The sequence below is a fragment of the Klebsiella sp. HN106 genome, assembly GCF_051209435.1.
In the GTDB taxonomy this organism is placed as follows: Bacteria; Pseudomonadota; Gammaproteobacteria; order Enterobacterales; family Enterobacteriaceae; genus Klebsiella; species Klebsiella oxytoca.
In genome coordinates this window covers 39212-52640 of sequence record NZ_JBLURD010000003.1, presented here as the reverse complement: position 1 = coordinate 52640, position 13429 = coordinate 39212, and the positions used below count along the sequence as shown (strand labels likewise).

At 50.9% G+C, this 13429-nt stretch carries 3 protein-coding genes; all 3 read left to right on the top strand.

All coding sequences use genetic code 11. From position 1 onward, the window contains the following. The 3 genes from ACSIPU_RS11265 to ACSIPU_RS11255 are packed head-to-tail and all read left to right on the top strand — an operon-like array spanning window position 1 to window position 13384. Entirely contained in the window at window positions 1-4923 is a 4923-nt protein-coding gene (locus ACSIPU_RS11265; protein WP_435322014.1) for a hypothetical protein, read from the top strand. Continuing rightward, entirely contained in the window at window positions 4923-11264 is a 6342-nt protein-coding gene (locus tag ACSIPU_RS11260; protein WP_435322012.1) for a DEAD/DEAH box helicase, read from the top strand. The genes ACSIPU_RS11265 and ACSIPU_RS11260 overlap by 1 nt, the downstream gene beginning before the upstream one ends. Then, complete coding sequence (locus tag ACSIPU_RS11255) at window positions 11261-13384, top strand: 3'-5' exonuclease (protein ID WP_435322010.1); 2124 nt, start codon at window positions 11261-11263, stop codon at window positions 13382-13384. Before ACSIPU_RS11260 ends, ACSIPU_RS11255 begins: the two co-directional genes overlap by 4 nt. Window positions 13385-13429 lie beyond the last annotated feature (45 nt).

Sequence of the window (13429 nt, the reverse complement as noted above, 5' to 3'; positions counted from 1 at the left end):
ATGGCGCTGGTCGGTATTAATAACGAAAACGAGTTTTACTCTAACCACTATCTGGGCGAAGTCTTTACCAGCGATATTCGCGATGTACTGGAACCCTGGATTGAGCAGGAAAATGCCGCTCGCGAAGCTGAACGCGCTGCCCGCGAACAGGGCAAAGAGGTTGAGGCGGGCTACCGCGCACCGTGGAACCAGCTTAACAGCCTGGCGACAGAGTTTTTCCGTAAACTCACTGAACATGAAAAACAGCGCCAGATCCCGCTGCGTCTAGCCGATCAGCGCAGTCGCTGGCAGCCGCTGTTAAAGGCATTGGGTTATGAACTCAATCCGCACATTCAGATGCTGGATGACGATACGCCTTTGCCGGTACTGGCTCGTTACAACAGTACCGACGGCAGCCCGTGGCTGTGGATTGTTGAAGCACATGATCAGGATGAAGGAACGCTGGATCCGCTGGCGCTGTCGCTACTGACCGCGCAGTTCCCGGCAGATACCGATAAACATAAGCGCGACAGTCTGCGTAAAAAAGCGAACGGCGAATACCGCAGCTGGCAGGATCTGCTCTCCACGGTGGTCTTTACACAAAATGAACCGCCGCGTTTTGTGCTGCTGCTCGGTAACCGCCAGCTGTTATTGCTGGATCGTACTAAGTGGGCGCAAAACCGTCTGCTGCGCTTTGACTTTGAAGAAATTTTAAGTCGTCGCGAGATAGATACCCTGAAAGCGACGTCGGTGTTGCTACACAAAGATTCGCTGTTGCCAGGCAGCGGTGCGCCGTACCTCGATTCGCTGGATGACAATTCGCACAAACATGCGTTTGGCGTGTCGGAAGATCTGAAATATGCCCTGCGTGAGAGCATTGAGCTGTTGGGCAATGAAGCGATGCGTTATCTCATCAACAACGAGCTGGCTTATTACACCGGGAAACGAGCTATTAACCCGGATGAGTTGAGCCGCGAATGCCTGCGGTATATGTATCGCCTGTTATTCCTGTTCTATATCGAAGCGCGCCCGGAACTGGGTTATGCGCCGATGACCGCCAAAACCTATCTGCAAGGATACAGCCTGGAAACGCTGCGCGATCTGGAGATGATCCCGCTGACCAGCGAAGAAGATCGCAACGGGCGCTACTTTCACGATAGCCTGAATATGCTGTTCAAACTGGTGCGTGACGGCTACAGCGGCGGCGTGAAAATGCAGAGCGACCTGGAGAGCGGCGACCAGATCACTATTCACAGCCATCAGTTCAGCGTGCCGCGTCTGGAAAGCCATCTGTTTGAAGCGAATAACACCCGTATTCTTAACCGTGTGGTGTTCCGCAACGAAACCCTGCAACAAATTATTCAGGCGATGTCGTTAAGCCGCCCGGGTAAAGGACGTTTTAATCGCCGGGGGCGTATCTCCTATCGCCAATTGGGTATCAACCAGTTAGGTGCAGTGTATGAAGCGCTGCTCTCTTACCGAGGATTCTTTGCCAGTGATGACCTCTACGAGGTGAAAAAAGCCGGAGAAGAGTTTAACGAACTGGAAACGGGCTACTTCGTCAGCAAAGACGAGATCGGCAAATACCACGACGACGAGAAGGTTTACGAAAAAGACGGCAGCCTGCGTATTCACCGTAAGGGCAGCTTTATCTATCGCATGGCCGGGCGCGACCGCGAAAAATCCGCCTCTTACTACACACCGGAAGTACTGACCCGCTCGTTAGTCAAGTATGCACTGAAAGAGCTGTTTAAAGAGCAGATTGATCCGATTACCGATCCTCATGCCAAAGCTGATGCCATCTTAAACCTCACCGTATGCGAACCGGCGATGGGCAGCGCAGCGTTCCTTAACGAAGCCATCAACCAGCTGGCGGAAGCGTATCTGTTCCACAAACAGCAGGCGGAAGGTCGCCGCATTCCTCAGGATCGCTACACCCAGGAGCTGCAACGGGTAAAAATGTACATTGCCGACAACAACGTATTCGGCGTGGACTTGAACCCAGTGGCGGTGGAACTGGCGGAAGTGTCGCTGTGGCTGAACGCCATCAGCGGCGATGCATTTGTACCGTGGTTTGGCTACCAGCTGCACTGTGGCAACTCGTTGGTGGGCGCACGCCGTCAGGTGTTCAACAAGAGCGAACTGACCTACAAAAAAGCGAAAGGTCCGAGCTGGCTTAACAGCGAACCGGCCGAGCTGGCGATGAATATTCCACGCGAAGAGAAGCAGATTTTCCACTTCCTGCTACCGGACAGCGGCATGGCCAACTACAGCGACAAAACCGTTAAGCAGCGCTATCCGGATGATTTCAAAGCGCTGGACAGCTGGCGCAAAGAGTTTACTAAAAGCTTTGCTCCACATGAGATTGTTGATGTGCAACGCCTCAGCGGCAAAGTGGAAGCGCTCTGGAACACGTTCCGTCAGCAGCTGAAAGCCGAGCGTCAGAAAACCGCCGACAATTACCCGGTATGGCCTGCGGAAAACACGGCTCAAGTTCGGTCTTCTTTAAGCAGCAAAGATGAAACCTTCAGCGGCCGCCTCGAAGATAACAGTACCTATCAGAAACTGCGCTGGGTGATGGACTACTGGTGTGCGCTATGGTTCTGGCCAATCGACAAAGCGAATGAACTGCCGGACCGCGGTATGTGGCTGATGGAGATGGAGACGCTGATCGACGGTATTGTCGTCACGGAAAGAGTCACTGAAGTTGCAGAGCAGGCCACCGGCAATCTGTTTGCCGAAGAGGATATTGTGCGTGAAGAATCATCGCTGTTTTCCGGTGCAGGCCGCCTGAAAACTGAAGTACTGTTCCGTCATTTGCCGCGTCTGGCGATTGTTGATGCGCTGAAGAAGCAACACCGTTTCTTCCATTGGGATCTGGAGTTCTGCGATCTGTTTGCCGAACGCGGCGGCTTTGACCTGATGCTCGGAAACCCGCCGTGGTTGAAAGTGGAATGGCAGGAAGCTGGCGTGCTGGGCGACTACGAGCCGGAGTTCGTGCTGCGTAAGCTGAGCGCCTCGAAGCTGGCGACACTGCGTGTTGATACCTTTAGCGCCATTCCGGCGCTGGAAGATGCATGGCGCAGCGAGTATGAAGGCTGTGAAGGGATGCAAAACTTCCTGAATGCGCAGCAGAATTACCCTGTACTGCGTGGTGTGCAGACTAATCTGTATAAATGCTTCCTGCCGCAGGCATGGCGCTTAGGGGCGCAGAAAGGCGTGGCAGGTTTCCTGCACCCGGAAGGGATTTATGATGATCCAAAAGGCGGGCAATTACGTGCGGCGGTATATCCGAGGCTGAGGACACATTTTCAATTTCATAACGAATTGAGTCTTTTTGCTGAAGTGCATCATGCAACGATGTTCAGCATTAACGTATATGGACCGCAGAATACAACGCCGTCCTTTATTAATATGTCAAATGTTTACGCAGTAAGCGCTATTGATGCCTCTTTTGAACACAACAATGCAGGCCCTGTTCCTGGTATCAAAGATGAGCAGGAAATTGAAGGCAAAATCAAAGTTTCCTGGAATACGTCGGGCCACCATTCACGGCTAATTCATATTGGTTTGAAGGAGCTCTCTTTATTTGCTCGTCTGTATGACAGTGAAGGAACTCCTGCATGGCAGGCTCGTTTACCAGCTTTGCACGCAGAACAACTTGTTGCTGTTCTGGAAAAGTTTGCTAATCAGCCGAAGAGATTGGGGGATTTACAGGGGCAATATTTATCCCTGGAAATGTGGCATGAAACAAACCAGCAGAAAGACGGCACTATTGAACGTAAGACGCAGTTCCCTGAGGAAGCATCACAATGGGTATTATCTGGCCCGCACTTCTTTGTTGGGACGCCGTTCTACAAGACTCCACGCGAAAATTGTACGTTAAACAGCGATTATGACTGCCTGGACCTGCTAACTTTGCCCGACGATTACCTGCCGCGCACTAACTATATTCCGGCATGTGATGTGCAGGAATATGCTAAACGTACACCACGCGTTACGTGGACTGAACCGGGTGAAGATGAACCGAGAAAGGTGACAGATTATTATCGTTTTGTTAACAGGAGAATGTTTGGTGGGTCTTCTGAGAGATCTTTTATCTCTGCAATTCTTCCCAAGGGATTTGCAAACATCAACACATGTGTCGCGACAGCGTTTGAGTCAACTAATATGCTGGTTAATTTCACCGGCCTTTCACATTCAATTGTTTATGATTTCATTTTGAAATCAACTGGAAAATCAGATCTGTATGGTGCGCAACTCGGTGGGTTCGTTTATACAGAAATATTTGGTGTAAAACTAAGGACCTTATTATTAAATGCTCTTTCAAGTGAATACGCCGAGCTCTGGCAATCCTGCTATACCCCAGATTTCAACACCCAGCGCTGGAGCCGAAATCTCCCGCAACTTCCACAAGATTTCTTCGCCAATCTGACTCCAGAGTGGCAGCGTAACTGCGCTTTACGCTCCGACTACAGTCGCCGTCAGGCGCTGGTGGAAATAGACGTGCTAGTGGCGCAGGCGCTGGGGTTAACCCTTGAAGAACTGCTCACTATTTACCGTGTTCAGTTCCCGGTAATGCGCCAGTACGAAGCCGATACCTGGTACGATCAAAATGGCCGTATCATCTTTACCCCAAGCAAAGGGCTGGTGGGCGTTGGCCTACCGCGTACCGCGCGTAAATCCGACCTGAAAAACGGTTTTGTCTTTAACGTCGACAGCCCTGAATGGACCGGCGGCGACTGCACCGATCAAGCCATCGGCTGGGATGATGTCAAGCATCTGCAAACCGGTACCGTTAGCGTCACTTTTGATGACTATACCCGAAGCGACGAAGGCGAGCGCCGTACTGTCACCTGGCAGGCACCTTTTATCAAACCTGACCGTGAAGACGACTATAAAGTCGCCTGGTCATTCTTTGCACAAGATAAGGAGAGCGCCTGATGCTGCCTTCCGTTGTCAGTCGGCAGGTTGCCGACAGCGTTGCCTCCTTTTTACGGGCAGCCTTCCCGCTTAACAGCCCGCTGTTTAATGGTGAAGAAAACAATAACGTCTCGATGCTGGAGCAATTTCTGGCCCAGCCGGAAACGCTGCTGAAAGGTCCGTATCTTTCCGCTCAGCTGCCGTTTCGTAAAAGTGACTTATCGCTGAATTTCTTTCCCAACCTGACGCTGCCGTTCCCACCACATGCGCATCAGGCGCAGGCGTTCCAGCGCCTGGGTATCGAGGTGCCTCAGCCGACGCTGGTGGCGACCGGGACGGGTTCCGGTAAAACGGAATGTTTTATGTTCCCGCTGCTTAACCATTGTGCTGGGGCATCAGAGGCCGGTGTTAAAGCGATCATCATTTACCCGATGAACGCCCTGGCAACCGATCAGGCCAGCCGTTTCGCTAAAATTATCGCCAGCGATCCGCAACTGCATGGCAAAGTGACCGTCGGCCTGTTTGTCGGCGACAGTGAAATCGAGCCCAGCAAAAAGATGTCTGCGGATAAAGTCATCACCTGCAAACATACCCTGCGTGAGAATCCGCCGGATATCCTGCTAACCAACTATAAGATGCTGGATTACCTGCTGATGCGCCCCGGCGATCAGAAACTCTGGCGCTATAACCAGCCAGGGTCACTGCGTTATCTGGTGGTGGATGAACTGCATACGTTTGATGGTGCGCAGGGATCGGATCTGGCCTGTCTGGTGCGCCGCTTAAAGCATCATATTGGTGTCGATGACAAGCGTTTTGCCTGCGTGGGGACGTCGGCTACCGTAGGTGACGAACTGGGGCAACTACTCGATTACGCGAAAACGATCTTTGATCAGCCATTTGGTGATGACGCGGTTATTCGAGAAGATCGCTATACGGCGGCAGAGTATCTGCAGGGTTATACCATTGAGTACAGTCAGTATCCGGGCCAGGAGGCCAGCGCTGTGCTGGATCCGCAAGCGTACGCCAGCCCGGTAGACTATCTGAACGGACAAATTCCGCTGTGGTTCCCGGATAGTTCACTGCAATTACCTGCCGATCTGGACAGCGATCTCGGACGTGAAAAGCGTATTGAGTTGGGCTCATTGTTACGTCGCCACAGCATCCTGCACGTACTCCTTGAGGATTTGCAGGGGGGAATTTTGTCGGAACAGCAGTGCCTGGAAAATCTCCAGGTGATGCTGGCGGAAAGCGCCGGGCATGCAACCCGCGTGCTGCAAAGCATTCTGGCACTAATTGCCCAGGCACGCCTGGAGGTTCCAGAAAAACAGGAAGATCGGGAAAAGCGCCTACAGGTGAATAAAGCACGTCCCGTTCTGCCTTTTGTGCAACTACGTTCTCAGCTGTGGTTGCGCGAGATGCGCCGCTTGGTCGCCAGCGTGTCAAAAACACCTGAGCTTGTTTTTGCTGATGATGTCGCGGTGGAAGATCGCGAACATTATCTTCCCGTTATTCACTGTCGTGACTGCCATGCTACCGGGTGGGCGAGCCTGCGCCATGGTCAGAGCGTTCAACTCGAAACTGATCTGGACGGTATTTATCGTCAGTTCTTCGAAAAAGGCCGTTCTATTGTACTGGCCTTCCCGGATAACAACGATAAACCTGTCAGCGGTGTTCACCAGAAGCTGTGCCCTTCCTGTTTAAAGCTCAATAAGCAATCTAACGTGCAGTGCGGGCATTGTGGCCATACTGGTCTGCTACAAGTACTTATCCCGGATATGCTCAAAGAGCGTAAGGATGAGCTGGAATTTGCCAACGAATGCCCGTACTGCAACAGCAAACAGGGTATTTCGATTCTTGGGTCACAGGCAGCCAGCCTGTCGGCGGTGATGATCCATCAGCTTTATGGCAGCCAGTTCAACGAACATAAAAAGCTGATTACGTTTTCTGACTCGGTACAGGATGCCGCACACCGCGCCAGTTTCTTTACCGCCCGAACCTGGCCGTTGATGGTACGCGGACAAATCGCCAGCGTGTTGGGTGAAAAAGAAACGTTACCGTTGGATACCTTTGCGGCACGCGTCTGTCGGCAGACGCGTGAGCGTTCACCGGATGATGCTCATTTTGCCGCGAGCTTCATCGCGCCCAACATGCAGTGGATGAACGATTACCAGACGCTGAAGAACGAAGGCCTGCTGGCAGAGAGTTCCGATTTACCGGAGCTGGTTTCTCTTCGTCTCGACTGGGAGGTATACAGCGAATTTACCCTACGCGCACGAATTGGACGTACGCTGGAGGCTACCGGTTACGCAGCTGCAGGAATTGATGTTGCACGTTTCAATTCAGCGATAACGGCGCTTCATCAACAGCTTGTCGAAGAGCTGGGTGATGAAATGGTTGGGGTCAGCGTTGAGCAGGTGGCACACCTGGTGATTGGCGTTCTTTGGCATCAGCGGCAGGCGGGAGCTGTTCTGCATCCGGCGTTCGAAAGTTATCGGCGTGAGGGTAAGACCTTTATGATGACACAGAAGGAGCGAACTTCACGCTATATGCCATCTATTGGTCCGAAAACGCGTAAACCGGCCTATGCCTCGTTTGAAAAAATAAATGGCTTCCATCGCCTGATTGGTGCGAAATCCAACCCCAGCTGGTATCAGCATTGGATCAACCGAACGCTCAGCAACGGCAATAATCTGTTTATCAGCAGCCTGGCCGAGACGGTTTTACGACGTCTGTTTGCGACACTAAAAATGGCCGGGTTGGTAAAAGACTTTGACACAAAAGGCAAAGAAGCTTGGGGGCTAGTACCTTCAGCGCTGGTAGTGAGCCGAGATGTTGTTCAGCTAAACTGCTCTTGCTGTCGTGAGGTTGTTCGGGCACCGGCCGATCAGGGGTGGCACTGGCGAAACGCTCCATGTCTTTCTCTGCGCTGTGAAGGCCGCTATCAGGAAACTGAAAATACAGTGACCTGGCACTGGGATAATATGGACATCGCTCGTGTTCAGGGGGCAGAGCATACCGGATTACTGAGCCGTGAAGATCGTGAGGCTACGGAACAATCGTTCTACCGCGGTAATCAGCCATGGAATATAAACCTGCTTTCGGCAACACCGACGCTGGAGATGGGTATCGATGTGGGTGACCTTTCTACGGTATTACTCTGTTCTGTTCCACCCGCGCAGGCTAATTACTTACAGCGTATTGGTCGTGCCGGGCGTAAAGACGGCAATGCACTTAACATCACGGTGGCTGAGGGGAACCCGCACGATCAGTTCTTCTTTGAAGAGCCTCTGGAGATGATGCAAGGGCAGGTACAGGCCCCTGGTGTGTTCCTGAACGCAACGGCTATCCTGGAGCGTCAGCTGGCCGCATTCTGCATGGACAACTGGGTGAAAACCGGCGTCCCGGCATCTGCTATCAGCAAAAACGTGAAGCAGATGCTGGACGAGCTGGAGTTTGGACACAAGTCTGGGTTCCCTTATAACTTCCTGCGTTATGTTGAACAACATCATGCGGATATTGCTCAGCAGTTCTCGTCCATCTTCCCGGATCTTACGGAAGACACTCGTCTACAGTTACTGTCATATTTGCAAGGGGCATCAGGGCAGCGTTCTCTGGTTCAACGTATCGAACAAGCATTAAAACTGCTGGTGGAAGATCGCAAATCGTTGCGTTCCCGGATTGATAAACTCAAGCGCAGTATCGACAAGCTGGAGAGCGATCCGCACGATCAAAACTTTGACAGCGATATGCGCGAGTTGACTTCGGAACGTCAGGCGCTAATGACGCTGGTGAACCAGATCAATAACAAGCAAACGCTTAATTTCCTCACCGATGAAGGATTACTTCCCAACTATGCCTTCCCGGAGGCCGGTATTACGCTGCGTTCTGTGCTGTGGCGGCGCAAGGACGGTGGGGAAACGCGTGAGTATCAGAACACGACCTACGAATACGAACGTCCGGCTTCAACGGCGCTGGCTGAGCTTGCCCCGTTGAATAACTTCTATGCGGGTGGGCATAAAGTTGAAATCGAACAGATTGATCTGAAAGTGTCTGAGCCTGAAAACTGGCGTATTTGCAGCCACTGTAACTACAGCGAGAATATCGATCAGACCGGCGATCAGCATAAATACTGTCCAAAATGCGGCACACCAGGTTGGGCTGATGCCGGGCAAAAAACGACATTACTGAAGCTTCGTCAGGTTTATGCCCGCTCAAGCGCGCGTGACAGCCAGATCAGTGATGAGAGCGATAGTCGCGAACCGGCATTCTTCCAGCGACAGCTACTGGTCAGCTTCGAAAAAGAGGATGTATCGGCCGCTTATGCTATTGATGAAGGAGAAATCCCGTTTGGCTTTGAGTTTTTGAGCAAAGTGACTCTGCGAGATATCAACTTTGGCAAAATGGCGGATGATGCCAATGAGCTGATGATCGCAGGAGAGGCAAAGAAACGCACCGGGTTTAAAGTTTGCCTCGGTTGCGGCATGGTGCAGCGCCCTCGAGATCATGAACCACGTCATGACCTGAGCTGTAAATATCGCGCTGAACCCGAAAAAGCGAAGTTTGAAGATTATCTCTACCTTTATCGCCAACTGGAATCTGAGGCATTGCGTATCCTGCTGCCAGTGACCAGCTACAGCAACGATCGCGTGGTGGAAGCCTCCCTGGGGGCAGCCATTCAGCTTGGGCTTAAACATTACTTCAAAGGTAACGTGGATCATCTGAAAGGCGTGGTGTATCGCGAGCCGGAAAATGAGGGCGAATCCTGGCGTCAGTATCTGGTGATTTACGACACCGTACCAGGGGGAACCGGCTCACTCAAAGAATTGATGCGTACACCTGACAACCTTCTGAAATTACTTGAGCTGGCCTACAAGGCGCTAGTGGAATGCAGCTGCAACCATGATACGCATAAAGACGGCTGCTATCGCTGTGTTTACGCTTACCGTGACCGCGGGCGTATGAAGTATGTATCAAGAGATCAGGCGCGTCTCTTACTGGCGAAAATCCTGAAGGCCAGTGCTGCTATACGCGTTATTGATTCCATCAAAAACATTTCGCTTGATGCCATGATGGGGAGTGAACTGGAAAAACGGTTCATTCACTGCCTGCAGGATAACAAAAATCTTCTCGTGAGCCGGAGTTATGCCCATCAGAATGCAGGCTGGATTATTAATACCCGTACAGAACCGGCGATGAGCTGGCATCTCAAAGCACAGGTTGATTTAGGGGTTAAAGAAGGAGTAGGCATCCTTAGCCGACCAGATTATGTGCTCTATCCTCTGATGCAGTCAGAAAAGATAAAACCGGTAGCAATTTTCCTGGATGGTTTTGCTTTTCATAAAGATAGCGTGTCGGATGATGTCCAAAAACGGCAGGCGATTAAAGACAGCGGTAATTTTTGGGTATGGACAGTGACCTGGGCAGACCTTCAAGAACAAGGTATTAAACATGTACAGAATGTTATGGGGCTTGGTCATAACCCGGATATGAAACAGCCTAAGTTTTATAACCCGTTCCATGATACAAACTTTGCTACGCTTGAAGGTTCATTCAGGGAGAGAAACAGTTTTGCACTGCTACTCGATTATCTCTCTGATCCCGGTAATAAAACTCTGCTATGGCAGAAAATGGCCGCTGCCTTTGCCTGGGTGTGGCTGGATCCTAAAAAGTCGCAGGATACCGGAGCCAAACAAAAGTATGCCTATGAAATGCAGGAGAACGCTCCCGCTTATCGGTTGAATGCACTTTTGCCTGATGAACCTTTTGTATTTGGAGGTTTACTGGATAGCTGTAGTTCATCACAACAGTTCATTGAGCTGGCAGCTGTTGTACCGCAACAAGCCATTAAATCAACGACAAGCATTGAACAAATGCGAAATTGGTTGAGGCTGCATATTTGCTTTGACGATCGTTATCCCCAGGATAATGGCTATGAAGCCGGATTTAATGGTTTCTGGTGGATGGTGAATTTACTGCAGTTCCTGCCAGATATGACATTCACCAGCCGTAAAGCGGTCCATTTACCGCAGAAGCCTGAAGCGGTAAAAATGCAGACTTCGGTGGTAGTGGATATTCAGCCTGACGAGAGCTGGGCGGATATACTTGAGTTTGGTTTATTGAGCGCAGAAGAAATCGCTTTGCTTCAGTCGTTATCGCTTCCGGCACCGACAGTCGGATATGAATTACAGGATGACGATGGCGAAATTATTGCAGAAGCCGATCTCGCCTGGCCATTACAAAAGCAAGCCCTGATTATCGATAATCAGAGCTTTACTGCTTTATTCGAAAGTAAGGGTTGGCACGTTGCTTTCGGGCCAATTGACGAAAATACATTGCAGCATCTGTCCGGAGGTGACAAATGACGATTCCAACGCCAAAGGTGGCACTTTCTGATGGTTTTCTGGGGGCTTTTGCGCGGATTCCTAAAGCGCAGCAAAAAAAGGTCCAGGAATTCATCTCTAAGTTCCGCCAGGATCCGACGAGTAATGGGCTGAACTACGAAAAGATCCACGATGCACGCAGCAATAATGTGCATTCCGTGCGTATAGACCAAACCTACCGGGGGATCGTCCTGAAACCTGAGCAGGGTGCTCTGTATATGCTGATGTGGGTGGATAAGCACGACGAAGCCTACGACTGGGCGCGGCGACACGAATGTGCGATTCACCCGGTAACCGGTGCGATTCAGGTGATTGATACCAGCTATATCAAACCTACCCCCGAGCCGACTGTTGTTGATAAACCCAAACTCTTTGCTGCGTATACGGCAGAGCAGATCCTCGCGCTGGGTGTTCCTCCTGTGTTTATTGAGCAGGTGATGGCTCTTGTGGATACCACAGGGCTGAATCAGCTGGAAAGCGTGATGCCTGCAGAAGCCTGGGAGCCCCTACACTGGCTGGCAGAAGGTCTGGATTACCAGGAAGTGCTGGAGGAGTTTAACGATCACCGTGATGAGCCTGTTGATACCAACGACTTTATTGAGGCAATTGAGAGAAGTAAACGTCGTTTCCATGTCGTTGAAAATGAACAGGAGCTACTGCAAATGCTCAATGCGCCACTGGAAAAATGGCGTGTATTCCTGCACCCGAGCCAGCGAAAACTGGTGGAGTCTCCGGCAAATGGTCCGGTGCGAGTGTTAGGTGGTGCAGGCACGGGTAAAACAGTTGTTGCGATGCATCGTGCACGTTGGTTATCCCAACGCCTGGCCGATAAACCCGGTAAAAAAGTTCTGTTCACAACCTTCACCCGTAACCTGGCGGCGGATATTCGCGCCAACCTCCAGCGTTTGTGTAGCCGTGAGGAGATGGCGCGTATTGAAGTTGTTAACATTGATGCCTGGATGAGCGAGCAGCTTAAACGCCATGGATATGATTTCCGCGTGGTCTATGACAGCGATGAAGGGCGACGTAAATGCTGGAACTATGCCTTGCAGCAAGTTCCTGCTGAATTGGGATTACCGGATAACTTTTATTCTGAAGAGTGGCAACGTGTTGTTCAGCCGAATGCGATTTACAGCCGTGAAGAATATCTGAAGGTGAGTCGTATTGGTCGTGGCACGGCGTTATCCCGTATTCAGCGTGCGAAAATCTGGCCTGTGTTCGAAGAGTTCCGGGCACAAATGGCGCGAGCCAAACTGCGAGAGATGGGTGATGCCATGCATGAGGCAATCATTCTGTTTAAAGAAAAGCAGGTGCAATTGCCTTATAGCAGTATCGTAGTCGATGAAGCTCAGGATATAGGCGCACCGGCCTTTACCCTTATTCGTAGCCTGGTTCCAGAGTCTCCTAACGATCTCTTTATCGTGGGTGATGGACATCAGCGTATTTACCGCAATAAAGTCGTGCTCGGTCAGTGTGGGATTAATGTTCGTGGGCGTCGTAGTAAAAAACTGAAAATTAACTATCGGACTACAGAAGAGACGCGACAGTTTGCCGTCGGGTTATTAACCGGCGTTAAGGTTGACAACCTGGATGGTGAAACTGATTCCTGCAACGATTATTTATCATTGCTTCATGGTGAAAAACCCATGATTACTAATGCTTCAGATTTTAAGGAAGAGGCTGAGACGATTATCAAGCAAATTCAGGCGCTGTTAGCCAATGATGTCCGTTCCCAGGATATCTGCATTACTTCCCGCACGAGGCATACGAATGAGCGCTATGTGTCAGCTCTGAATGAAGCGGGAATTGAAACTTTTAATTTAGGGAATGATAGTGGCGACAGTGATCAACGGGCCGGTGTTCGCATTGCAACAATGCACCGCATTAAAGGGCTAGAGTTCCAGTATGTGTTCCTTGCGGGTATCAACGATGGCGTTGTACCGGAAGTAAAAGCCATAGCATCTGACGATCCTGTTGAACAACGTGATGCATTATTTAATGAACGTGCGCTGCTCCATGTGGCTGCAACCCGCGCGGTAAAAGGACTGTTTGTTTCATCTTACGGTAAACCTAGTTTCTTACTGGAGCCTGAAAGCGAGTAATCCAGCCAGATAACCAGAAGCTACAGCTTCTGGTTATCTGCATTT

What these genes read in the sequence shown, in the direction of transcription:
- ACSIPU_RS11265 (WP_435322014.1), top strand. Translation starts at nt 1, where the DNA reads ATGGCGCTGGTCGGTATTAATAACGAAAACGAGTTTTACTCTAACCAC.
- ACSIPU_RS11260 (WP_435322012.1), top strand. Translation starts at nt 4,923, where the DNA reads ATGCTGCCTTCCGTTGTCAGTCGGCAGGTTGCCGACAGCGTTGCCTCC.
- ACSIPU_RS11255 (WP_435322010.1), top strand. Translation starts at nt 11,261, where the DNA reads ATGACGATTCCAACGCCAAAGGTGGCACTTTCTGATGGTTTTCTGGGG.